The following is a 22,521-nucleotide window of genomic DNA, read 5'->3' as shown; positions in this document are numbered from 1 at the left end:
TTGGTCACTGTCTTACCAGTGACCGCTGTGAGCGCCGGGCACGGCTGGCCCGGCACGCGCCGCGCAGGCACGCGGGGCGGGGCCGCGCGGGCGGCTCAGGGACGGTGGGCGCCGCCGGCGGGGTCGTCCCCCGCGGGGTCCTCGGTGGGCGGCTTGCGCAGGTCCAGGCCGCCGGCGTCCGCCGCGGTCGCACCGGGCGCGGGGTCGGCGGCACCGACCGCCGGGGTCACCACGCGGGCGACCGCGCGCCGCGCCCAGCGCGTGCGCACCCCGGGGCTGATCTCCAGGACCACGACGTCGCCGTCGGCCTCGACGACCGTCCCGTAGGTGCCCGAGGTGGTCATGACCTCCGCGCCCGGCCCGACGCTGCTCTGCATCTCCACCTGGGCCCGCTGCTGCTTGCGCGTCCGGCTGAACATGAAGACCAGCAGGCCCACCATCAGCAGGAGGAAGATCAGCTGGCTACCGCCGCCACCACCCACGACATCCCTCTCCGCACCGGTGGGTTCGACGGCTCACCGGCGCCCGCACCGGCCTGGTGCCGGTGCGGCGGGGCGACGCCGGGCGACCGCCCCGGGTTGCGCACCCGGCCGGCGCCGGCCGACCGACCCGCCCGCGCAGTCTAGACGGATCACCCGGACGGCCCTGGACAGCGGCGCGGGCGCGTCTCACACGTCGCTCGTACCCGCCCCGACGTCCTCGGCGGGCCCCGGCGCGGCGTCGTCCCCGGCCGCCGGCGGCGACTGCCAGGCGGCCTCGCGCGGCGGCGTCAGGCCCAGGTGGGCCCACGTCTCCGGCAGCGCCACCCGCCCGCGGGGCGTGCGGCCCAGCAGCCCCTCGCGCACCAGGAAGGGCTCGGCGACCGTCTCCACGGTCTCGGCCTCCTCCCCCACCACGACCGCCAGCGTCGACAGGCCCACCGGGCCGCCGCCGAAGCGGCGGCACAGCGCGTCCAGCACCGCCCGGTCCAGCCGGTCCAGACCGCGCTCGTCGACCTCGTACACCTCCAGCGCCGCCCGCGCCGCGCGGCGGTCCACCAGGCCCGAGCCGCGCACCTGCGCCCAGTCGCGCACCCGGCGCAGCAGCCGGTTGGCGATGCGCGGCGTGCCCCGCGAGCGCCGGCCGATCTCCGCGGCGCCCTCGGCGGTCAGCTGCACGCCCAGCAGCGAGGCGGAGCGGCGCAGCACCTGCACCAGTTCCTCGGGGGTGTAGAAGTCGAGGTAGCCGGTGAAGCCGAAGCGGTCGCGCAGCGGCGCGGGCAGCAGCCCGGCGCGCGTGGTGGCGCCCACGAGGGTGAAGCGCGGCAGCTCCAGCGGGATGGCGGTGGCCCCGGGGCCCTTGCCGACGATGACGTCGACGCGGTAGTCCTCCATCGCCATGTAGAGCATCTCCTCCGCCGGCCGGGCCATGCGGTGGATCTCGTCGAGGAAGAGCACCTCGCCCTCGTCGAGGGAGCTGAGCACGGCGGCGAGGTCACCGGCGTGCTGGATGGCCGGGCCGCTGGACTGGCGCAGCGGTGCTCCCATCTCGGAGGCGACGATCATGGCCAGCGTGGTCTTGCCCAGGCCGGGCGGGCCGGAGAAGAGCACGTGGTCGCTCGTGCCGCCGCGGGCCTTGGCGGCGTCCAGCACCAGCGAGAGCTGCTCGCGCACCACCGTCTGCCCGACGAACTCCTCCAGCCCGTGCGGGCGCAGCGCCGACTCCGCGGCGCGCTCGCCGTCGTCGGCACCGGCCGTGACGATCCGTTCGGCCACGTCGTCCTCCTCCGCCGTCCCCACCTCGATGCCCGCCTCAGCGCCCCGACAGGTGGCGCAGCGCCGAGCGCAGGGTGCCCGGCACGTCGCTCACGCCCGCCTCGTCGTCGCCCGCCACCGCGTCCACCGCGTCGCCGGCCTGCTTGAGCGGGTACCCCAGCCCGACGAGGGCGTCGACGACCTGCTGACGGCGGGCCTCGGCGGCGTCGGGCGCGGGCAGCGGGGCGGCCGGTGCGTCGCCGGGCGGGCCCAGCCGGTCGCCCAGCTCCAGGCAGATGCGCTGCGCGCCCTTCTTGCCGATGCCGGGCACGCGCACCAGCGCGGCGTGGTCCTCGGCGGCCACGGCGGCGCGCAGGCCGTCGGGGCGGTGCACGGCCAGCATGGCCAGGGCCAGGCGAGGCCCGACCCCCGAGACGGTCTGCAGGACCTCGAAGACCTCGCGCTCGTCGGCGTCGGCGAAGCCGAACAGGGTCAGGGAGTCCTCGCGGACGACCATGCTGGTGGCCAGCGTCGCCTCCTCACCGACCCGCAGCCCCGCGAGCGTGGCGGGGGCGGCCTGCACCAGCAGCCCCACCCCGCCGACCTCCAGGACGGCGGAGTCCAGCCGCACCGCGAGCACCCGCCCGCGCACCGACGCGATCACACGACCTCCACCCCGCCGCGGGGACGCCCCCGCACGAACACCTGTACGAGGCGAAGGCTAACGAGGTGCGCGGACACTCCCCGCGCGGCGCGCGGGTGGGGGCGGCAGGATCGCCGGGTGAGCCACGAGCAGCACGCCAACCCTCGCCAGAACGTCACCTTCGACTCCGCCTCCGAGAGCGGTCACGCCCACGGCTACCTGCGGGCGCCGGCCTCCGGCAGCGGGCCCGGCGTGATCGTCGTGCAGGAGTGGTGGGGCCTGACCGACCAGGTCGCCGGCGTCGTCGACCGCTTCGCGTCCGAGGGCTTCGTCGCCCTGGCGCCCGACCTGTACGGCGGGCGCACCACGCACGACGCCGAGGAGGCGCAGCGCTTCCTGGCCGAGCTGCCGCCCGAGCGGGCGGCCCGGGACCTGGCCGGCGCGGTGACGTACCTGCTGGCCCGGCCGGAGACGACCTCCGCCACCGTCGGCGCGGTGGGCTTCTGCATGGGCGGGGCGTTCGTCCTCACCCTCGCCGCCCAGCAGGGCGAGCGGATCGGGGCGGCCGTGCCCTGGTACGGCATCCCCGGGCCGACCACGGACTTCTCGGGGCTGCGGGCGGCGGTACTGGGGCACTTCGGCGAGGAGGACGCCTCCGTGCCGCTGGACGCGGTGCGCGAGACCGAGCGGCGCGTGCGCGAGCAGTCCGGCGCCGACGTGGACTTCCGCACCTACCCGGCCCCGCACGCCTTCTACAACGACGAGCGGCCCAACTACCGGCGCGAGTCCGCGGAGCTGGCGTGGGCGCGCACCACGGCCTTCCTGCGCGAACACCTGCGCTGACGCCCCGGGCGGGGCGCCGCCGAGTGGCCGACCGGCGAGGACGGCAGGACAGTGGCGCGGTGACCTCGACGACGCCCAGCCCCCGCAGCCCCCTCGGCGTGATCCTCGCCGGTGCCGCCTCCGGAGCCGCCGGCACCACGGTCCTGAACGCCGTGACCTACGGCGACATGGCCCGGCGCGGACGGGCGCCCAGCACGGTGCCCGAGCAGACGGTCACCGCGCTCGCCCAGCGGCTCGGGCGGCCGGTGACGGGGCGCGGCGCCGAGCGCGAGCACCGCACCACCGCCCTGGGCGCGCTGTCCGGGTACGCCGTGGGCGTGGGGGTGGGCAAGCTCGTCGGGCTGGGCCGCGGCGCGGGGCTGCGGATGCCCGCCGGTCTCGGCGGCGTCGTCACCGGTGCGCTGGCGATGGCGGCCACCGACCTGCCCGCGCACGCCCTCGGCGTGACGGACCTGCGGGCCTGGAGCACGCAGGACTGGGTCTCCGACGCCCTGCCCCACCTGGCCTACGGGGTGGTGACGCACGCGACGCTGCGCGCCCTGGACCCCGCTCCCCGCCCCGTCCGCACCCCGATCCTGGACCTGCCCTCGCTGGACCGGCCCGCCGCCGAGCGCCGCGCCCCGTCCCGCGCCTCCGCCGGCCTGCTGCTGCGCAGCGCCCTGCTGGGACTGGCGGCGGGCGGGCGCAGCACCCTGGGCCTGGCCGGCCCGGCGCTGCTGTCCGCCGGGTACCGGGCGCTGCCCGGGGGCGCCCCGGTCGCCGCGCTCAGCGGCCTCGCGCTGGGCGGCGAGCTCGTCGCCGACAAGCTGCCGGCGATGCCGAGCCGGCTCACCGCCGGAGGGTTCGCGCCGCGACTGCTGACCGGGGCGGTGGGCGCCGCGGCCCTGGCGCGCCGCGAACGCAGCGGGGCGCTGCTGCCCGCGCTGGCCGGTCTGGCCGGTGCCGCGGCCGGCTCGTACGCCGGTGCGGCCTGGCGCTCCTGGGCGGGCGACCTCGTGCCGGACGTGGACGCCGCGCTCGTGGAGGACGTCGCCGCGGCGGTCCTCACCCTGGCGGCGGTCCTGCCGCACCGCCGCGGCTGAGGGCCCTCAGCGCGGGATGCGGCCGATCGGCCGACGGGCGGCGGCGCGGGCGGCCTCGGCGTAGCCGCTGCGCCGCCCGGTGACCAGGGCGCCGTGCGCGGCCGCCTCGAGCCGGGTGGTGGCCGAGCCCCGCCACAGGTGGCACAGGGCCAGCGCGAGGGCGTCCGCGGCGTCGGCCGGCCTGGGGGGCGCGTCGAGGCCGAGGATGCGGGTGACCATCGCCGTCACCTGCTCCTTGTCGGCGCGCCCGGACCCGGTGACGGCGGCCTTGACCTCGCTGGGGGTGTGCATCGCCACGGGCAGCCCGCGCCGGGCGGCGGCGACCAGGACGAGCCCGGCGGCCTGCGCGGTGCCCATCACCGACCGGACGTTGGCCTGGGCGAAGACGCGCTCGACGGCCACCACGTCGGGGGTGTGCTCGTCCAGCCAGTCCTCCAGCCCCTCGGCCACGGCCAGCAGCCGCTGCGGCACCGCGTCGGTGGAGGGGGTGCGCACCACGCCCACGGCGACCATCCGGACCCGCCGGCCGGTGGCGGTGCCCGGGCGCGCACCGGCGGACTCCACCACCCCCAGCCCGCAACGGGTGAGGCCGGGGTCGACGGCGAGGACGCGCACGGCCCCCACCCTCGCACGCGGCGCGGTGGGGGCCGTGGTGGACCCGCGGGGGCTCAGGCGTCCTCGAGGGCCGCCATGACGTCGTCGGAGACGTCGTAGTTGGCGAAGACGTTCTGCACGTCGTCGCAGTCGTCCAGGGCGTCGACGAGCCGGAACACCTTGGTGGCGCCCTCGGCGTCCAGCGGGACCTGCACGCTGGGCACGAAGCTGGCGTCGGCGGAGTCGTAATCGATGCCGGCGGCCTGCAGGGCCTCGCGCACGGCGACGAGGTCGGTGGGCTCGCAGACGACCTCGAAGGTGTCGCCCTGGTCGGTGACCTCCTCGGCACCGGCCTCCAGGACCGCGGTGAGCACGTCGTCCTCGGTGAGCTCAGTGCCCTCCTTGCCGATGACGACGACGCCCTTGCGGCTGAACATGTACGCCACGCTGCCGGGGTCGGCCATCGAGCCGCCGTTGCGCGTCATGGCCGTGCGGACCTCCATGGCCGCGCGGTTCTTGTTGTCCGTCAGGCACTCGACGAGCATCGCCACGCCGTTGGGCCCGTAGCCCTCGTACATGATCGTCTGCCAGTCGGCCCCGCCGGCCTCCGCGCCCGAGCCGCGCTTGACGGCGCGGTCGATGTTGTCGGCCGGCACGGAGGTCTTCTTCGCCTTCTGGATGGCGTCGTACAGGGTGGGGTTGCCCGCGGGGTCCCCGCCGCCGGTGCGGGCGGCGACCTCGATGTTCTTGATCAGCCGAGCGAAGCTCTTGGCGCGCTTGGCGTCGACGACGGCCTTCTTGTGCTTGGTCGTCGCCCACTTGGAGTGGCCGGACATGCTGTTCCCTCCGCCGTTCGCTCGCTGACTGCTCGTTGACTGCTCGGTCGGCTGCCGGGCGACCCGTCAGCCGCGCCGCTCCGCGCGCACCCGCCCCTGGACCCGGTCGCGCACGAGCCCCACGAAGTACCGGTGCACCCGGTCGTCGCCGGTGATCTCCGGGTGGAACGACGTGGCCAGCAGGTCGCCGGAACGCACGGCGACGATCCTACCCGCGGCCGGGCCGGAGCCCACCCGGGCGAGCACCCGCACGCCCTCGCCGGCCTCCTCCACCCACGGGGCGCGGATGAACACGGCCCGCACGTCGGGGCCGCCGCCGGTGACGCCCTCGACGGGCAGGTCCTCCTCCCAGCTGGCGACCTGACGGCCGAAGGCGTTGCGGCGCACCGTGACGTCGAGGCCGCCGAGGGGGCGCTGGTCCTGCTCGCCGTCCAGGACGCGCTCGGCCAGCAGGACCATGCCCGCGCACGAGCCGTAGACGGGGAGCCCTGCGGCGATGCGTCCGCGCAGCGGCTCGCGCAGCTCGAAGGTGCGCAGCAGCCGGTCGATGGTGGTGGACTCCCCGCCGGGCAGGACCAGGCCGTCCACCTGCGCCAGCTCGCGCTCGCGGCGCACCGGCACCGCACGGGCCCCGGCGGCGGTCAGGGCCGCCAGGTGCTCGCGGACGTCGCCCTGCAGGGCCAGCACACCGATCGTCGGTCCCTCGCGCACCGGGTGAGCGTAGGGCTGCGCCGTGCTCAGGCGATCCGCAGGGGTGGCCCCTGCCACGTCGCGGGCAGCCCGGCGACCAGCTGCGCCAGGCCGGCCGGGTACACGGTGTCGGTGGTGCGGGCCAGCTCCGCCACGTCCCACCAGCGCAGGTCGGTGAGGGTGGCGACCTCCAGGGCCGTCCACCGCTCGCGGGACAGCTGCGCGGGGGCGGGCAGGCGGTGCACGAAGAACTCCTCGTGCTGGCGGCAGCGCCGCCCGAGGTAGGGGAAGTCGGCGGTGCGCTCCCACACCGGGCCGACCAGCTCGGCCGGGTCGGCGACGATGCCGGTCTCCTCCCGCAGCTCCCGGGCCGCGGCGCGCCGGGCGGGCTCGTCGGCGGCGCGGCCGCCGCCGACGGTGAACCACCAGGCCGCCCCCGGCGCGGCGGGGTCGGTGCCGCGCACGAGCAGCACGCGGCCCGCCTCGTCGAGGACGACGACGCGGGCCGCGCTGCGGGTGCGGGTGCCGTCGGGGGCGGTGCCCCACTCCGGGCCCAGCGGGTCGTGCCCGTTCAGCGGGTCACCAGCCCCGGCTGGCCAGGCGGTGCGGCTCCGGCAGGGCCTCGACGTTCAGGCCCACCATGGCCTCACCCAGCCCGCGGGAGGCCTTCGCGACGACGTCGGGGTCGTCGTGGAAGGTGGTCGCCTTGACGATCGCCTCGGCGCGCCGCACCGGGTCGCCCGACTTGAAGATGCCCGAGCCGACGAAGACGCCGTCGGCGCCCAGCTGCATCATCATCGCCGCGTCGGCGGGAGTGGCGATGCCGCCGGCGGTGAAGAGCACCACGGGGAGCCTGCCCCCCTCGGCGACCTCGCGGACCAGCTCGTAGGGAGCTCCCATCTCCTTCGCCGCCACGTACAGCTCGTCCGGCGCCATCGAGCGCAGCCGGTTGACCTCCGCGCGGATGGTGCGCACGTGCGTGACGGCGTTGGAGACGTCGCCGGTGCCGGCCTCGCCCTTGGAGCGGATCATCGCCGCGCCCTCGGTGATACGCCGCAGCGCCTCGCCCAGGTTCGTGGCCCCGCACACGAACGGCACGGTGAAGGCGTGCTTGTCGATGTGGTGGGCGTAGTCGGCGGGGGTGAGGACCTCGGACTCGTCGACGTAGTCCACGCCCAGGGACTGCAGCACCTGCGCCTCGACGAAGTGGCCGATGCGCGCCTTGGCCATGACGGGGATGGACACCGCGTCCACGATCGACTCGATCACGTCCGGGTCGCTCATGCGGGAGACCCCGCCCTGGGCGCGGATGTCGGCCGGCACCCGCTCCAGGGCCATGACGGCCACGGCGCCGGCGTCCGCGGCGATCCGCGCCTGCTCGGCGGTGACCACGTCCATGATCACGCCGCCCTTGAGCATCTCGGCCATGCCGCGCTTGACGCGCTCGGTGCCGACGGCGGGACCCGCGCCGGCACGGACCTCCGCCCGGGGCGCGGGCATCGCGGCACTGGGGGTGGACGGGTCGGTGCTCACGCTCTGGCGCCTCACGCTTCGTGTCGGGGTGTGCTCCGGGGGGACCGGACCTGCCGGGCGCATCCTACGGACCGGCCCGGAGGTCCCCGTCCGCCGTCCCGTCGTGGAAGTCGGCCGTCTCGGGCAGGCGGGCGTGCCCGGCCAGGTGCGCCCAGCGCACCACCCGCTTGCCCCGCAGGCGCCGGGCCTGGACGACGGCGTCGTTGTGGAAGCGCCGGGCCAGGCCGACCCGGTGCCAGGCGTCCAGGACGCGCGCGCACCGCTCGTCCCCGCCCGGGGCCGGCTCGCCCGCGCCCGCCGGCCCGGCCTGCTCGCCCGGGAGCGGCAGGGCGGCGGCCAGCGCCCGCGTCAGGTCGCTCTCGGCGCGCCAGCGCTGGGCGTCGTCGGCGTCCGTGGCGTCGCGCAGCGCCGCGGGGGTGCGGGGCGCGTCCAGGGCGGCCGTGGCCGCGTCGGCCAGCAGCAGCGACGACGCCGGGTCCAGCCGGCCGGAGGTGGCCAGCTCCAGGGCGGCCGAGGCGCGCCGGGTCAGCTCCGCGTCCAGCGCCGCCCTGCTGGTCTCCACCCGCCGGTGCAGCCGGTCCAGCCGCTGGGCGGCGGCCGACAGGTACCAGGCGACCAGGCACAGGACCAGCAGCCCCGCCAGCGCCCACGTCAGGGGGTTCACCGCCCGGACCTGCGCTGCTCGCCGCCGCGGTGCGCGTCCTCGCCGGAGCGGACCGTCTCGTAGACGGCGAGGACGTCGGCGGCCACGACGGACCAGTCGTAGCGCCGGGCCGCGCGCCGCCCGGCGCCCGCCAGGCGGCGCCGCTGCTCGGGGTCGGTCAGCAGCTCCAGCAGCGCGTCCGCGGCCGCGGCCGCGTCACCGGTGGGGAACAGCCGCCCGTGCGCGCCGTCGTCCAGCACGCGGCGGAAGGCGCCCAGGTCGCTGGCCACCACGGCCGCGCCGGCCGCCAGGGCCTCGACCAAGACGATGCCGAAGCTCTCCCCACCGGTGTGCGGTGCCAGGTAGACGTCGGCGGAGGCCAGCAGCGAGCGCTTGTCGTCGTCGTCGACCGCGCCCAGGAACTCCAGGGCCCCGGGGTCGGGCGCGGCGGCGCGCGCGGCGTCGGCGTCCCCGCGACCGGCGACGAGGAAGCGGGCACCGGGCAGCACCGCGCGCACGCGGGGCACCGCCTCGCACAGCACCCCCAGCCCCTTGCGGGGTTCGTCGAGGCGGCCGACGAATGCCACGACGGGCCGTTCGGGGGTGCCGCACCACTCCGCACGGCGCGGCGCGCGCGCGAAGCGGTCGGTGAACACGCCGTTGGGGACGACCACGGCGTCACCGCCGACGTGCTCGACGACGGTGCGCCGGGCGTCCTCGCTGACGGCGATGCGGGCGGCGATCTTCTCCAGGCTCGGGCGCAGCAGCGGTGAGGCCGCCTGCATCGCGCGCGAGCGCAGGTTGGCGGTGTGGAAGGTCGCCACCACGGAGCGCTGCGCGGCCCACAGCGCCAGCAGGGAGGTGCTCGGCGACAGCGGCTCGTGCACGTGCAGCACGTCGAACCCCCCCTCGGTGACCCAACGGCGCACCCGGGCGGCGGTCAGCGGCCCGAACGACAGCCGGGCGACCGAGCCGTTGTAGGGCACGGCGACCACCCCGCCGGCGGCGTCGGCGAAGGCCGGCAGGGTGGCCGGGTCGTCGGCGGGCGCCAGGACCCGCACGTCGTGCCCCCGGCCGATGAGGTGCTCGGCGAGGTCGCGCACGTGGAACTGGACGCCACCGGGCACGTCGAAGGAGTAGGGGCAGACGATCCCGATCCTCACGGGGTCCCTCCCGGCACTCCCGTGCGGGTAGCGGCGTCACCGGGGAACAACGGCTGCAGCACGTGCCAGTCCTGCGGGTGGGCGCGCACCGCGGCGGCGAGCACGTCGGCGCAGGCCTGCGTCATGGCCGCCACCGCGGCGTCCCGGTCCTCGCGCGCCGGGCGCGCCGGGTCGGCGGGCGGGCGCCGGACCTGCTCGCCCACCTCCACCACGAGGGTGCGGGGACGGGCCGCCGGGCCCTCGTACCAGACGGTGACCGGGAACAGCGGCACCCGGGCGGTCAGCGCCAGGAGGGCCGGCCCGGCGGCCATGGGCACCGTCTCGCCGAGGAAGCGCACCGGGACACCGTTGCCGGACAGGTCGCGGTCGGCGAGCAGCGGCACCAGGGCGCCGTTGCGGGCGCGGCGCACCAGGGCGGGGAACGTGCCCGGGTCCCCCAGCGGCAGGACCTCCGTGCCCAGCCGCCGCCGGAAGGCGAGGAACTGCTCGAAGACCACCTCCGGCCGCAGTCGCTCGGCCACCGTCACCACGGGGGCGAGCTCGGTGGCCGACCAGGCGGCTCCGTGGTCCCAGTTGCCCAGGTGGCCGAGGAAGACGGCCGCACCGCGCCCGGAGCGCAGGTGCTCGCGCAGCGGCTCCGCACCGATCGAGCGCACGTCGGCCAGGACGCGCTCGCGCGACCAGGCCGGCAGCCGGAACACGTCGCACCAGTAGCGGGCGTAGGAGCGCAGGCCCTCGCGGACCAGGGCGTCCAGCTCGGCGGGCCCGGCCTGCGGCCTGGCACGGCGCAGGTTGGCGCGCAGCTGCTCCACGCGGGCGCCACCGCGGGCGTGGACGCGGTCGGCGGCCCGCTCGGCAAGGGTCAGGGCGACGGGCTCGGGCACGGCGCGCGCCAGGCGCCACGAGAGCCGCAAGCCGGCCGCGGTGAGGCCGTCCCGGGCGCTGCTCACGCGCCGCGGGCGGGTTCCGGCGCGCCCGCCAGGGCCTGCCGGCGCACCACGGCCATGCGCTGGGCGACGGTGACGAGGCTGGCCACGGCGAGCAGGACCAGCACGACCGTCATGACCGGCACGGGGGCGCCCAGGCCGACGGCCGCGGCACCGGCGAGCACGGCGAGCAGGCGGTCCGAGCGCTCGGCGATGCCGACGTCCGCGGTGAACCCCAGCCCCTCGGCGCGGGCCTTGGCGTAGGAGACCAGGCTGCCCAGCACCAGGCACAGCAGGGCGAGCCCGGCCGTGAGCGGTGAGTCGCCACCGCGCGCGAACCAGATCACGAGGCCGCCGAAGACGGCGGCGTCGCCGAAGCGGTCCAGGGTGGAGTCCAGGTAGGCGCCCCACCGGCCCGTGCGGCCCAGGGTGCGCGCCATGATCCCGTCGACGGTGTCGGACAGGACGAAGAACGCCACGGCGAGGGACCCCCAGAACAGGTGCCCCAGGGGGTAGAGCACCAGGGCGCTGACGAGGACGCCGGCCGTGCCGGCGATCGTCACGGCGTCGGGGTCGACGCCCAGGCGCAGCAGCAGCTTCGCGGGGGGCGTGAAGACGCGGCCGGCGAAGGCGCGGGCGTTGCGGCCGAGCACGCCTCAGCCCTCGCCACCGGCCGCGGCGGCCGGGCCGGTGCTCGTCCACGCCTCGGCCAGGCGCCGGCGGGTGTCCTCCAGCAGCTCAGGCAGGGCCTTGGTGCGCGCGACCACCGGCAGGAAGTTGGCGTCCCCGGCCCAGCGGGGCACGACGTGCTGGTGCAGGTGGGCGGCGATGCCCGCCCCGGCGACGGCGCCCTGGTTCATGCCGACGTTGAACCCGGCGGGGTTCGAGGCGGCCCGCAGGGTGGCGAGCGCGGCCCGGGTGAGCGCGGTGAACTCGGCCAGCTCGGCGGCGTCGAGGTCGACGTAGGAGGACACGTGCCGGTAGGGGCAGACCAGCAGGTGGCCGGGGTTGTACGGGAAGAGGTTCAGCACGACGAACGCCCGCTCGCCGCGGTGCACCACGAGGCCGTCCTCGTCCGGACCCGACGGCGCGTGGCAGAAGGGGCACTGCTGGGCGTCGTCGGGGTCGGCGGGCTTCCTCTCGCCCCGGATGTAGGCCATGCGGTGCGGCGTCCACAACCGCTCGAACCCGTCGGGGGCGCCGGGCAGGCCGTCGGCGGGTTCCTCGCGCACCGGTCCGTTCACTCCCGTCATCAGACCTGCACGCGCCGCTGGACGGCGCCCACGACCTTCGCCACGGCGTCGTCCACGGGCACGCCGTTCTCCTGGCTGCCGTCGCGGTAGCGGAAGGAGACCGCACCCGCCTCGACGTCCTCGGCACCGGCGATGAGGAGGAACGGCACCTTCTGCTTGGTCCAGGTGCGGATCTTCTTGGGCATGCGGTCGTCGGACGCGTCGACCTCCACGCGGATCCCGCGCTCGCGCAGCTTCGCGGCGACCTCCTGCAGATGCGGCACGTGCGCGTCGGCGACGGGGATGCCCACGACCTGCACGGGCGCCAGCCAGGGCGGGAAGGCACCGGCGTAGTGCTCGACCAGGACGCCGAAGAACCGCTCCAGCGAACCGAACTTCGCGGAGTGGATCATCACCGGCTGCTGCTTGGTGCCGTCGGCGGCGGTGTACTCCAGCTCGAAGCGCGCCGGCTGGTTGAAGTCGTACTGGATGGTCGACATCTGCCACGTGCGGCCGATGGCGTCCTTGGCCTGCACGGAGATCTTGGGGCCGTAGAAGGCGGCTCCGCCTGGGTCGGCGACCAGCTCCAGGCCGGTGTCGCGGGCGGCGGTCTCCAGGACGGCGGTGGCCCGCTCCCACTCCTCGTCGGAGCCGATGAACTTCTCGGAGTCCCCCCGGGTCGACAGCTCCAGGTAGTAGTCGTCGAGGCCGAAGTCCTTCAGCAGTCCCAGGACGAAGTCGAGCAGGTGCTTGATCTCCCCGGGCGCCTGCTCCGGGGTCACGTAGCTGTGCGAGTCGTCCTGGGTCAGGCCGCGCACGCGCGTGAGCCCGTGCACGACCCCGCTCTTCTCGTAGCGGTAGACGGTGCCGAACTCGAAGAACCGCAGCGGCAGCTCCCGGTAGGACCGCCCCCGCGAGCGGAAGATGAGGTTGTGCATGGGGCAGTTCATGGCCTTGAGGTAGTACTTGCTGTTCTCCAGCTCCATCGCCGGGAACATCGTGTCCTCGTAGTACGGCAGGTGCCCGGAGGTCTCGAAGAGCCCGCCCTTGGAGATGTGCGGGGTGCCGACGTAGTCGAAACCCTCCTCGACGTGCCGGCGGCGGACGTAGTCCTCCATCTCCCGCTTGACCACACCGCCCTTCGGGTGGAAGACCACCAGGCCGGAGCCGATCTCGTCGGGGAAGGAGAAGAGGTCGAGCTCGGTGCCCAGGCGCCGGTGGTCGCGGCGCTCGGCCTCGGCCAGTCGCTCCTGGTAGGCCTTGAGGTCGTCCTTGGTGGGCCAGGCGGTGCCGTACACGCGCTGCAGCTGCGGGTTCTTCTCGCTGCCGCGCCAGTAGGCCGCCGCCGAGCGCAGCAGGCTGAACCCGTTGCCGACCAGGCGCGTGCTGGGCAGGTGCGGGCCCCGGCACAGGTCCTTCCACGCGACGGTGCCGTCGCGGCGGACGTTGTCGTAGATCGTCAGCTCGCCGGCACCGACCTCCACGCCGGCACCCTCGGCGTCGTCTCCGGCGGTGGACTTCAGCCCGATGAGCTCCAGCTTGTACGGCTCGCCGGCCAGCTCGGCGCGGGCCTCGTCGTCGGTCACGACGCGCCGGACGAACCGCTGGCCCTCCTTGACGATGCGCTGCGCCGTCTTCTCGAGGGTCTTGAGGTCCTCGGGGGTGAAGGGCCGCTCGACGTCGAAGTCGTAGTAGAAGCCGTCGCGGATCGGCGGGCCGATGCCCAGCTTGGCCTCGGGGAAGTGCTGCTGCACGGCCTGGGCCACCACGTGGGCGGCGGAGTGCCGCAGCACGGCCAGGCCGTCCTCGGAGGAGATGAGCACCCCCTCGACCCGGTCGCCGTCGGCCAGCGGGTGCGACAGGTCGCGCAGCTCGCCGTTGACGCGGGCGACGACGACGTCGCGCTCGTCGGCGAACAGCTCGGCGGCGGTCGTGCCGGCCGCGACCTGCACCGTCGTCGCGGGCGCGGAGGCGCCGGAACGGGTGACGGTGAGCTGGGCGGACACTGCGCGCCTCCGGGGGGTCGTGGGTCACGGGCGTGGGGGCGCTCCCCCACGCCCGCGACTCTAGCCGGGGAGCTCGGCCGCGCCGTCGGCGCGCGCCCGCAGCCGCGCCGCGTCGCCGGTGCGCACGGTGCCGGGCACCAGCACCTCGGCGAACGACCCGGCGCAGTGCCTGGGCGGCCGCCCCAGCCGCAGGAGCACCGGCCCCACCTCCAGCAGGGCCCCGGCGAGCTCGGCGGCCGGCGGCAGCGCGGCGGCGGTGGGGCTCAGGACGAGGTTCGCTCGCGAGGAGTCCCCGGCGCCGGGGGCGTCGCGGTCGGTGGTGGTCACGACGTGCACGGCGGCGACCTGACGGGCGCCACCGAGGGCCGGGCGCAGCTCCAAGGGGGCGTGGACCCCCAGGAAGCGGGCCACGGCAGCGAGGTCGCCGGGAGCACCGCCCGGGGCGCTCACCACGGGCGCCGAGGGCGGTCCGGACAGCTCCAGGGCGTGCAGGAGGGGTGTGGTCTTGGCCCGCAGGGGCTCGCCACCGGCGGTCAGGACGAACCCGCGGTCCCCGGCCAGGCCCTGCGGGCCGACGTCGGCAGCCTCGACGCGCACGCCGGCCACGGACTTCACGGGGAAGAGCACGATCTGCACGACGAGAGCCCCGGTGTCGACGACTCCGGGGCTCTGCACGGGCTGCTCCTGGTGGTGCTGGTGTGGGCGATACTGGGATCGAACCAGTGACCCCCTCGGTGTGAACGAGGTGCTCTCCCGCTGAGCTAATCGCCCGGTGCGACCGCTGACCGCGACCGGTGGAAGAACCATACCCCGTCCGCGCGGGTGCTCACGACCGCCCCGGTGGGTCCCCCCCGGTCCCCCCCCGCCGCCCTAGAGGCCGGGCAGGCGGGTCAGCTGCGCGGTGACCACCTCCGGGCTCCAGGCGGGCACGCCCTGCCAGGCCAGGTAGCCCCACGCCAGCGCACCCGCGGCGGCGGCCGCGCCCGCGCCCAGGCCGATCCGGGTGCTCCACGAGCGCCGGGCCATCCACTGCGTCCACCGGTGCACCTGGCGGTGCGCGAAGCGGTGGACGCGGCGCGCGGTGGCGAACTCCGTGCCCAGGATCGCCAGGCCGAGGAAGACGACGAGCCAGCCCGGTCCGGGGAGCGGGACCATGACCAGGCCCAGCAGGGCCACCGCGGTGCCGACCACCCCGACCGCGGTGCGGTAGACGCGGTTGGCGTGCGCGTCGGCGCGCAGGCGCTCGCGGCGCGCGCGCAGGGTGGAGCGCCAGCGCTCGGCGCGGCCGTGGCGCACCGGGCGCGGGCCCGCGGGCGCCGTCGCGCCGCGGGAGCGCGCGGCTCCGGGCGAGGTGCCGCCGGTGCGCGCGGCGGGCACCGCCCCGTCCGCCGGGCGGGCCGCGAAGGGACCGGGCGGCGGGACGCCCTGCGCGTCGTCCCCGCCGCCCGCGCGGTCCTGCCGACCGTCCGTCGTCACGCGCACCCGCTCCTCCTCGCTCGCCCCGCCACCGGTGGCCGTCCCCCTCCCCAACGCACGAGGGGCCGCGGACGCTCCCGCCCCGCGCCGCGGTCTCCGGCCACCGCCGCGGGGCGGTCCTGCCGGCCGGTGGAACCGCCGGTGAACGCCGCACGTCCCAGTTGCGCCGTCCGGGTGTTTCAGAGGCTCGATCGGTGGGAAACTGTCAAGCACGGTCGCTGGAGCCCGTCAGCGGCCATGAGCACACGGAGGTCGACGTGCCTGCACTGCCGCACCGCAAGACCGAGGTCGACGTCGACGTGTCGCTGCGCCTACGCACCACCAGCGGCCCCGGGCTCCCCGTCCCCGCCAGCCTGCACTACGGGGCTGACGACCCCTTCGCCATCCACGCGGTCTTCCGCGGGGGGGACGCGGACGTGGAGTGGGTCTTCGCCCGCGACCTGCTGAGGGAGGGGCTCACCGCACCGGCCGGCGACGGCGACGTGCAGGTGCGGCCGTGCCCCGACTCCCCCGAGGGTCGCCCGAGGGTCCTGCTGCGCCTGTCGTCCCCGGACGGCAACGCGGAGCTGGAGGCGGACGAGGCGGACGTCCGGCGCTTCCTGCGCCGGGCCGAGGCCCTGGTGCCGCCGGGGCGTGAAGCGCGTCACCTGGACCTGGACGACCTGATCGCCCGGCTGACCGCCTGACCGCAGCGACGAGCGCGACGCTCGAACGGGGCCCGCACCCGGCACGGCCGCCGGGTGCGGGCCCCGTCGCGCGCCGCGCGGCGAACAGCGGGTGAACGGTGCGGGCGGGGCGGTTGGACTGCACCGGCGAGCGTCGGCTACTGTCTACGACGTCACGGGGAACCGGCCGGAACGGCGGGGGAACCGCAGACGTGCGGACGTAGCGCAGTTGGTAGCGCATCACCTTGCCAAGGTGAGGGTCGCGGGTTCGAGTCCCGTCGTCCGCTCGGAGGCCGGCTCACAGGCGCGAGCCTCGCGGTGGAGTGGCCGAGAGGTTAGGCAGCGGCCTGCAAAGCCGTCCACACGGGTTCGAATCCCGTCTCCACCTCACGGCTCACCGGGTAGCTCCCGGTGTGCTCGAGGGCGATTGGCGCAGCGGTAGCGCGCTTCCCTGACACGGAAGAGGTCACTGGTTCGATCCCAGTATCGCCCACCACGTTGCACTGCAACGGTTCCAGGCCCCCGTCACCGCACCGGTGACGGGGGCCTTCCACGTGCTCGCGCGAGCCTGGGGCACGGCAGGCCGTCCCGAGCGCGGCACCGGTCCTGCGCCGCCCCTCCCCGGCCGACGGAGCGCGCGCCGGACGACCTCAGGGCACCCAGCGGCGCCGCCGGGCGGCCTCGGCGCGGGCCGCCTCGCGGGCCGCGGCCTTGGTGGGGTCGGGCCACACCCGGTCCACCGCCGAGTTCAGGCCCGCGCCGGCGAGCACGGCGATGGACAGGAAGTAGAACCAGACGAGCACGACGATCGGCGCCGCCAGCGGCCCGTAGATCGACGTGGACCCCCCGGCCACCGACGCCGACAGCAGCGTGCGCAGCACCGAGGACGTGAGCAGCCACAGCAGCAGGGCGAGCACCGCTCCGGGCAGGTCCCGCCACCACCGGCTGCGCACCGGTGTGGCCAGGTGGTACAGCGTGGCCAGCCCGGCCACGGACAGCAGCAGCACCACGGGCCAGTACGCGCCCGACAGGCCCTCCAGGGACCGGGGCAGCCAGCGCCCGGCCAGGCTCGGCCCCACCAGCAGCAGCGGCAGGACGACGACCGCCACCAGCAGGCCGACCAGGTACGTGGACAGCGACAGCAGGCGGGTGCGCACGATGCCGCGGTGGCCACCCAGCCCGTACATGATCGAGATGGTGTCCACGTGGACGTTCAGGGCGCGCGAGCCGGACCAGACGCTGAAGGCGAAGGCCAGCAGCGTCAGGTCGGCGCGCCCGGCGGTGGTGACGGAGTCGAAGGTCGGCAGGACCACCTCGGCGATGGCCTGCGGGGTGAAGAAGGCCTCCGTCAGGCGCGTCAGCTGCTCCCGGGCCGCAGCGACCTCGTCCCGCCCCAGCCAGCGCCCCGCGTACCCCAGGCTGGCGACGAGGCCGAAGACCAGCGGCGGCAGGGAGAGCAGGGCGAAGAAGCCGCCCTCCGCCGCCAGGCCCGTGACCCGGAAGCGCACGCAGGCCCCGACGGTGCCCACGGCGAGCTCCCGCACGGCCGCCGGGGCGCGGCGCGCTCGCGCGGCGACCGAGGAGGCGGGGACGGGGGCGGGACGGTGGTGGGCGCCCGCGGGCCGGGAGGGGTCTTCGGGCACCGCCGCAGGGTAGCCGCGCCCGGTGCGGGCCGGGCGGCACGCGCGGCGCCGGACGGCGCGGCGCGGCGGCCGGGGTGTGCAGCGGGGCGGGAACGGCCATGATGACGGTCGACCGCGCACGTGGAGTGCACGAGCTAGGCAGTGGAAGGACCCTCGATGCAGATCTGGCCCGGACGCCCCTACCCCCTGGGGGCGACCTACGACGGAGCGGGCACCAACTTCGCGCTCTTCTCCGAGGTCGCCGAGCGGGTCGAGCTGTGCCTCATCGGTGACGACGGCACCGAGCAGCGGATCGACCTGCCCGAGGTGGACGGCTTCGTGTGGCACGCCTACCTGCCCTCGGTGATGCCCGGGCAGCGCTACGGCTACCGCGTGCACGGCCCGTTCCACCCGGAGAGCGGAGCGCGCTGCCAGCCGCAGAAGCTGCTGCTGGACCCGTACGCGAAGGCGATCGAGGGGCAGGTCGACGGCGACGAGTCCCTCTTCTCGTACCGCTTCGACGACAACTCAGTCGTCAACGACGACGACAGCCTGGGGCACACCATGCTCTCGGTCGTGGTCAACCCCTTCTTCGACTGGGGCAACGACCGCCAGCCGGGGCACGAGTACCACGAGTCGGTGATCTACGAGGCCCACGTCAAGGGCCTGACCCAGCTGCACCCGGACATCCCCGAGGAGATCCGCGGCACCTACGCCGGCATGGCGCACCCGGCGATGATCGAGCACCTCACCTCGCTGGGCGTGACGGCGGTGGAGCTCATGCCGGTGCACCAGTTCGTGCAGGACACCCACCTGGTCGACAAGGGGCTGTCCAACTACTGGGGCTACAACACCATCGGCTTCTTCGCCCCGCACAACTCCTACTCCTCCACCGGCCAGCGCGGCCAGCAGGTGCAGGAGTTCAAGTCCATGGTCCGGGCGCTGCACGAGGCGAACATCGAGGTCATCCTCGACGTGGTCTACAACCACACCGCCGAGGGCAACCACATGGGCCCGACCCTGTGCTTCCGGGGCATCGACAACCAGGCCTACTACCGCCTGGTGGACGGCGACCAGAAGCACTACTTCGACACCACGGGCACCGGCAACAGCCTGCTGATGCGCTCCCCGCACGTCCTGCAGCTGATCATGGACTCGCTGCGGTACTGGGTGACCGACATGCACGTGGACGGCTTCCGCTTCGACCTGGCCGCGACCCTGGCCCGGCAGTTCCACGAGGTGGACCGCCTCAGCGCGTTCTTCGACATCGTGCAGCAGGACCCGGTCGTCTCCCAGGTCAAGCTCATCGCCGAGCCCTGGGACGTCGGCGAGGGCGGCTACCAGGTCGGCGGCTTCCCCGCGCTGTGGACGGAGTGGAACGGCCAGTACCGCGACACCGTGCGCGACTTCTGGCGCGGCGAGCCCGGCACGCTGGGCGAGTTCGCCAGCCGCATCACCGGCTCCTCCGACCTGTACGAGCACTCCGGGCGCAAGCCCATCGCCAGCATCAACTTCGTCACCGCCCACGACGGCTTCACGATGCGCGACCTCGTCTCGTACAACGAGAAGCACAACGAGGCCAACGGCGAGGGAGGTGCGGACGGCGAGAGCCACAACCGCTCCTGGAACTGCGGCGTCGAGGGTCCCACCGACGACCCGGAGATCGTCGCGCTGCGTGCCCGGCAGCACCGCAACCTGCTGGTCACGCTGCTGCTGAGCCAGGGGGTGCCGATGATCCTGCACGGCGACGAGCTGGGGCGCACGCAGCAGGGCAACAACAACGTCTACTGCCAGGACAACGAGCTGGCCTGGATGGACTGGGACCTGTCGCCGGCGCAGCAGGAGCTGCTGGACTTCACGCGCCGGGTGGTCGAGATGCGGCGCACCGAGCCGGTGTTCCAGCGACGGCGCTTCTTCGCGGGGGACGCCGGCCACGGCGGGGAGAGCAAGATCGGCGACATCGAGTGGTTCGTCGCCGACGGGACCGAGATGACCGACGAGGACTGGGCCGACGCGGCCAACCGCAGCGTCATGATCTTCCTCAACGGCGAGGCGATCCCCGAGCCGGACCGCCGGGGGGAGCGCATCGTCGGCGACTCCTTCTTGATCATGTACAACCCCTGGCACGAGGCGGTGGAGTTCACGCTGCCGGAGAAGGCCTACGGCGACAACTGGCACGTGCGCCTGGACACCGCCGACGACCAGGTCGGCGTGGTGTCGATCTTCACCGAGGAATCGGCGTTCTCCCCGGGCACGAGGCTGCCCGTCGCGGGCCGCTCCATCCTCGTGCTGGCCCGCGAACCGCTGGGAGAGAAGTGACCGAGGAGACCTACCGCCCGGCCGTGGTGCCGGTGAGCACCTACCGCTTCCAGGTGCAGCCGGCGTTCACCTTCGACGACGCCGCGGCGCAGGCCGAGCACCTGCACCGCCTGGGGGTCTCGCACGCCTACCTCTCCCCCGTGCTGGCCCCGGCGAAGGGGTCCACGCACGGCTACGACGTGGTGGACCACTCCCGCCTGAACGACGAGGCCGGCGGGCGCGCCGGCTTCGACCGCCTCGTGGCTGCGCTGCGCGCCGCGGGACTGGCCGCCGTGGCCGACGTGGTGCCCAACCACATGGCGGTGCCGACCCCCGCGCACGAGAACGCCCAGCTGTGGTCCGTGCTCAAGGAGGGTCCCCGCTCCCCCTACGCCCGCTGGTTCGACGTGGACTGGTCGGTGCAGGACCGCGCGATCCTCATGGCGGTGCTGGGGCAGCGCATCGGCCAGGTCCTGGCCGCCGGCGAGCTGAGCCTGGGCACCCGTTCCACGCCGCAGGGCGAGGAGCACGTGCTGCGCTACTACGACCACGTCTTCCCCGTGCGCCCGGGCACCGAGGACCTGCCGCTGGCGGAGCTGGTGGACCGGCAGTGGTACCGCCTGGCCCACTGGCGGGTGGCCGACGAGGAGCTGAACTACCGGCGCTTCTTCGACGTGGACACCCTGGCCGCGATCCGCGTGGAGGACCGCGAGGTGTTCGACGCCTCGCACGCCCTGCTGCTGGAGCTGGTGGGCCGCGGGGATCTGCAGGGCCTGCGCATCGACCACCCCGACGGGCTGGCCGACCCGCGCGGCTACCTGCGGTGGCTGGCCGAGGCCACCTCCAGCGCCACCGGGGACGGCAGCGCCTGGGTGGTCGTGGAGAAGATCCTCGAGGGCGAGGAGCAGCTGCCGGCGGACTGGGCGTGCGCCGGCACCACCGGCTACGACGCCCTGCAGCGGGTGGGTGGGCTGTTCCTGGACCCGGCGGGCGCCGAGCCGCTGACCGAGCAGTACACGGCGCTCACCGGCGAGACCGGCACGTTCCAGGCCGTGGTGGACAACGCCAAGCGCGAGGTCGTCGAGCACGGCCTGTACGCCGAGGTCCACCGCCTGGTGGACCTGCTCTCCGGCATCTGCCACGACGACGTCGACCTGCGCGACCACACCCGCCGGGGCCTGCACGAGTGCGTCGTGGAGCTGCTGGTGGCGTTCCACCAGTACCGCGCGTACGTCGTGCCCGGGGAGGAGGCGTCGCCGGAGGCCGTGGGCGTCGTGGAGGCAGCGGCGGAGCACGCTCGCGCCCACCTGCCCGAGGAGCGCCACGACACCCTGCAGGTCGTGGTGGACCTGGCGCTGAACCGGGTCGGGAACCCCTCGGACACCCGCATCGCCGAGTTCGTGGTGCGCTTCCAGCAGACGTGCGGCCCGGTGATGGCCAAGGGCATCGAGGACACCTCGTTCTACCGCTGGTTCCGCCTGTCCTCGCTCAACGAGGTCGGCGGGGACCCCACCCGCTTCGGGACGTCCCCGGAGGAGTTCCACTCCTTCTGCTCCGCCCTGGCCCGGGACTGGCCGGCGGCCATGACGACGCTGTCCACGCACGACACCAAGCGCAGCGAGGACGTGCGGGCGCGGCTGTCGGTCCTGTCGGAGCTGACGGAGGAATGGGGCGCGGGGCTGACCCGCTGGCGCGAGCTGGCCGCCGAGCACCGGGCGACCGAGCTCGACGCGCGCACCGAGCTGCTGGTGTGGCAGACCCTCTTCGGCACCTGGGGCGACGACGGGCCGATCAGCGCCGAGCGGCTGCTGGGCTACCTGCAGAAGGCGACCCGCGAGGCCAAGGACCACACCACGTGGACCTCGCCGGACGAGGCGTACGAGGCGGCCGTGGAACGCTTCGCGACCGGCGTGCTGGGCGACGAGGCCGTCCTGGCGGCGGTGCGGGAGTTCGTCGAGGCGAGCGCGGCGCAGGCCCGCGTGGCGGTGCTGGGGCAGAAGTTCGTGCAGCTGGCGATGCCGGGGGTCCCGGACGTGTACCAGGGCACCGAGCTGGTGGACCTGTCGCTGGTCGACCCGGACAACCGCCGCCCGGTGGACTACGCGGAGCGCTCGCGCCGCCTGGCCTCGCTGGACGGCGGCTCGGCCCCCGCGGACCTGCACGACGAGAAGCTGCTGGTCGTCTCGCGCACCCTGCGGGTGCGCCGCGAGCACCCGGAGCTGTTCGTCGGCCAGGGGGCGGGCTACTCCCCCGTCCCGACCACGACGGGCAACGCGCTGGCGTTCGGCCGCGGCCCGGTCGGCGCGCCCGGGGCCATCGCGGTGACGACCCGGCTGCCGGTGTCGCTGGAGCGTCACGGCGGGTGGGGCGAGCACACGCTGTCGCTGCCCGAGGGCGAGTGGCGCGACGCGTTCACCGGCACCGTGGTGAGCGGCGGTGCGGTGCGGGTGGCCGACGTGCTGGCGCAGCTGCCGGTGGCGTTGCTGGTGCGGGAGAGCTGAGCGCTGCGGCGGAGGGGCGGTGCGTCGCCCCTCCG

Annotated in this window: 22 protein-coding genes and 4 tRNA genes; 8 read left to right on the top strand and 18 right to left on the bottom strand. The window is 75.3% G+C overall.

What is annotated here, in order from left to right; all coding sequences use genetic code 11:
• Positions 1-95: 95 nt before the first annotated feature.
• From yajC to ruvA, 3 genes are all read right to left on the bottom strand, one after another.
• The gene (yajC, locus tag ACRYM0_RS09425; protein WP_432504376.1) at positions 96-482 is read right to left on the bottom strand and encodes a preprotein translocase subunit YajC; all 387 of its coding nucleotides are present in this window, start codon (positions 480-482) and stop codon (positions 96-98) included.
• Between the two features lie 186 nt (positions 483-668).
• On the bottom strand, positions 669-1,754 hold the full coding sequence (gene ruvB / locus ACRYM0_RS09420; protein ID WP_432504374.1) for a Holliday junction branch migration DNA helicase RuvB: 1,086 nt from the start codon (positions 1,752-1,754) through the stop codon (positions 669-671).
• 37 nt (positions 1,755-1,791) lie between these two features.
• Entirely contained in the window at positions 1,792-2,397 is a 606-nt protein-coding gene (gene ruvA / locus ACRYM0_RS09415; RefSeq protein WP_432504372.1) for a Holliday junction branch migration protein RuvA, read from the bottom strand.
• Between the two features lie 117 nt (positions 2,398-2,514).
• Between ruvA and ACRYM0_RS09410 the strand changes: the two genes are divergently transcribed.
• Both ACRYM0_RS09410 and ACRYM0_RS09405 read left to right on the top strand, forming a co-directional pair.
• Positions 2,515-3,219, top strand: coding sequence for a dienelactone hydrolase family protein (locus tag ACRYM0_RS09410; RefSeq protein ID WP_432504370.1), 705 nt, complete (start codon positions 2,515-2,517; stop codon positions 3,217-3,219).
• Between the two features lie 59 nt (positions 3,220-3,278).
• Positions 3,279-4,301, top strand: coding sequence for a hypothetical protein (locus ACRYM0_RS09405; protein WP_432504368.1), 1,023 nt, complete (start codon positions 3,279-3,281; stop codon positions 4,299-4,301).
• A gap of 6 nt (positions 4,302-4,307) precedes the next feature.
• Here the strand turns inward: ACRYM0_RS09405 and ruvC are convergent, their stop codons facing one another.
• The 14 genes from ruvC to ACRYM0_RS09335 form a co-directional block, all read right to left on the bottom strand.
• On the bottom strand, positions 4,308-4,916 hold the full coding sequence (gene ruvC / locus ACRYM0_RS09400; protein WP_432504366.1) for a crossover junction endodeoxyribonuclease RuvC: 609 nt from the start codon (positions 4,914-4,916) through the stop codon (positions 4,308-4,310).
• 53 nt (positions 4,917-4,969) lie between these two features.
• Positions 4,970-5,731 carry a YebC/PmpR family DNA-binding transcriptional regulator gene (locus ACRYM0_RS09395; protein ID WP_432504364.1) on the bottom strand — a complete coding sequence of 254 codons (762 nt, stop codon included), beginning with the start codon at positions 5,729-5,731 and terminating at the stop codon, positions 4,970-4,972.
• Positions 5,732-5,797: 66 nt separating this feature from the next.
• Positions 5,798-6,442: a pyridoxal 5'-phosphate synthase glutaminase subunit PdxT gene (pdxT, locus tag ACRYM0_RS09390; protein ID WP_432504362.1), complete on the bottom strand. Its 645-nt coding sequence runs from the start codon at positions 6,440-6,442 to the stop codon at positions 5,798-5,800.
• A 26-nt stretch (positions 6,443-6,468) separates the two neighbouring features.
• Positions 6,469-6,978: an NUDIX hydrolase gene (locus ACRYM0_RS09385; RefSeq protein ID WP_432504411.1), complete on the bottom strand. Its 510-nt coding sequence runs from the start codon at positions 6,976-6,978 to the stop codon at positions 6,469-6,471.
• Between the two features lie 22 nt (positions 6,979-7,000).
• The gene (gene pdxS / locus ACRYM0_RS09380) at positions 7,001-7,921 is read right to left on the bottom strand and encodes a pyridoxal 5'-phosphate synthase lyase subunit PdxS (protein ID WP_432504409.1); all 921 of its coding nucleotides are present in this window, start codon (positions 7,919-7,921) and stop codon (positions 7,001-7,003) included.
• 97 nt (positions 7,922-8,018) lie between these two features.
• Positions 8,019-8,618, bottom strand: coding sequence for a hypothetical protein (locus tag ACRYM0_RS09375; protein WP_432504360.1), 600 nt, complete (start codon positions 8,616-8,618; stop codon positions 8,019-8,021).
• Entirely contained in the window at positions 8,615-9,760 is a 1,146-nt protein-coding gene (locus ACRYM0_RS09370) for a glycosyltransferase family 4 protein (RefSeq protein ID WP_432504358.1), read from the bottom strand. Before ACRYM0_RS09370 ends, ACRYM0_RS09375 begins: the two co-directional genes overlap by 4 nt.
• Positions 9,757-10,710, bottom strand: coding sequence for a phosphatidylinositol mannoside acyltransferase (locus ACRYM0_RS09365; protein ID WP_432504356.1), 954 nt, complete (start codon positions 10,708-10,710; stop codon positions 9,757-9,759). The genes ACRYM0_RS09370 and ACRYM0_RS09365 overlap by 4 nt, the downstream gene beginning before the upstream one ends.
• On the bottom strand, positions 10,707-11,339 hold the full coding sequence (gene pgsA / locus ACRYM0_RS09360) for a phosphatidylinositol phosphate synthase (RefSeq protein WP_432504354.1): 633 nt from the start codon (positions 11,337-11,339) through the stop codon (positions 10,707-10,709). The genes ACRYM0_RS09365 and pgsA overlap by 4 nt, the downstream gene beginning before the upstream one ends.
• Before the next feature lie 3 nt (positions 11,340-11,342).
• The gene (locus ACRYM0_RS09355) at positions 11,343-11,939 is read right to left on the bottom strand and encodes an HIT family protein (protein ID WP_432504352.1); all 597 of its coding nucleotides are present in this window, start codon (positions 11,937-11,939) and stop codon (positions 11,343-11,345) included.
• Entirely contained in the window at positions 11,939-13,924 is a 1,986-nt protein-coding gene (thrS, locus tag ACRYM0_RS09350) for a threonine--tRNA ligase (protein ID WP_432504350.1), read from the bottom strand. Before thrS ends, ACRYM0_RS09355 begins: the two co-directional genes overlap by 1 nt.
• A 60-nt stretch (positions 13,925-13,984) precedes the next feature.
• The gene (locus ACRYM0_RS09345; protein ID WP_432504348.1) at positions 13,985-14,599 is read right to left on the bottom strand and encodes an MOSC N-terminal beta barrel domain-containing protein; all 615 of its coding nucleotides are present in this window, start codon (positions 14,597-14,599) and stop codon (positions 13,985-13,987) included.
• Positions 14,600-14,623: 24 nt separating this feature from the next.
• Positions 14,624-14,695: transfer RNA gene (locus ACRYM0_RS09340), tRNA-Val, on the bottom strand.
• Between the two features lie 99 nt (positions 14,696-14,794).
• Entirely contained in the window at positions 14,795-15,406 is a 612-nt protein-coding gene (locus tag ACRYM0_RS09335) for a TIGR02611 family protein (RefSeq protein WP_432504346.1), read from the bottom strand.
• Positions 15,407-15,657: 251 nt separating this feature from the next.
• On the opposite strand from ACRYM0_RS09335, the gene ACRYM0_RS09330 reads away from it, so the two are divergent.
• The 4 genes from ACRYM0_RS09330 (at position 15,658) to ACRYM0_RS09315 (ending at position 16,561) form a co-directional block, all read left to right on the top strand.
• Positions 15,658-16,086, top strand: coding sequence for an SsgA family sporulation/cell division regulator (locus ACRYM0_RS09330; RefSeq protein ID WP_432495867.1), 429 nt, complete (start codon positions 15,658-15,660; stop codon positions 16,084-16,086).
• Between the two features lie 193 nt (positions 16,087-16,279).
• Positions 16,280-16,352, top strand: a tRNA-Gly gene (locus ACRYM0_RS09325).
• A gap of 30 nt (positions 16,353-16,382) precedes the next feature.
• A tRNA-Cys gene (locus ACRYM0_RS09320) sits at positions 16,383-16,453 on the top strand.
• A gap of 33 nt (positions 16,454-16,486) precedes the next feature.
• Positions 16,487-16,561: transfer RNA gene (locus ACRYM0_RS09315), tRNA-Val, on the top strand.
• 154 nt (positions 16,562-16,715) lie between these two features.
• On the opposite strand, the gene ACRYM0_RS09310 is transcribed toward ACRYM0_RS09315, so the two are convergent.
• A complete protein-coding gene (locus ACRYM0_RS09310; protein ID WP_432504344.1) occupies positions 16,716-17,708 on the bottom strand; it encodes a YihY/virulence factor BrkB family protein in 993 nt (330 codons plus the stop codon).
• Positions 17,709-17,864: 156 nt separating this feature from the next.
• Here ACRYM0_RS09310 and glgX point away from each other — a divergent pair, with 156 nt between their 5' ends.
• Both glgX and treY read left to right on the top strand, forming a co-directional pair.
• Complete coding sequence (gene glgX / locus ACRYM0_RS09305; protein WP_432504342.1) at positions 17,865-20,006, top strand: glycogen debranching protein GlgX; 2,142 nt, start codon at positions 17,865-17,867, stop codon at positions 20,004-20,006.
• Complete coding sequence (treY, locus tag ACRYM0_RS09300; RefSeq protein ID WP_432504340.1) at positions 20,003-22,486, top strand: malto-oligosyltrehalose synthase; 2,484 nt, start codon at positions 20,003-20,005, stop codon at positions 22,484-22,486. Before glgX ends, treY begins: the two co-directional genes overlap by 4 nt.
• Positions 22,487-22,521 lie beyond the last annotated feature (35 nt).

The sequence above is a fragment of the Kineococcus arenarius subsp. arenarius genome (assembly GCF_050871845.1).
In the GTDB taxonomy this organism is placed as follows: domain Bacteria; phylum Actinomycetota; class Actinomycetes; order Actinomycetales; family Kineococcaceae; genus Kineococcus.
This window is presented reverse-complemented; position numbering and strand designations above follow the sequence as displayed.

What these genes read in the sequence shown, in the direction of transcription:
- ACRYM0_RS09395 (WP_432504364.1), bottom strand. Translation starts at nt 5,731, where the DNA reads ATGTCCGGCCACTCCAAGTGGGCGACGACCAAGCACAAGAAGGCCGTC.
- pdxS (WP_432504409.1), bottom strand. Translation starts at nt 7,921, where the DNA reads ATGCCCGCGCCCCGGGCGGAGGTCCGTGCCGGCGCGGGTCCCGCCGTC.
- ACRYM0_RS09355 (WP_432504352.1), bottom strand. Translation starts at nt 11,939, where the DNA reads ATGACGGGAGTGAACGGACCGGTGCGCGAGGAACCCGCCGACGGCCTG.
- glgX (WP_432504342.1), top strand. Translation starts at nt 17,865, where the DNA reads ATGCAGATCTGGCCCGGACGCCCCTACCCCCTGGGGGCGACCTACGAC.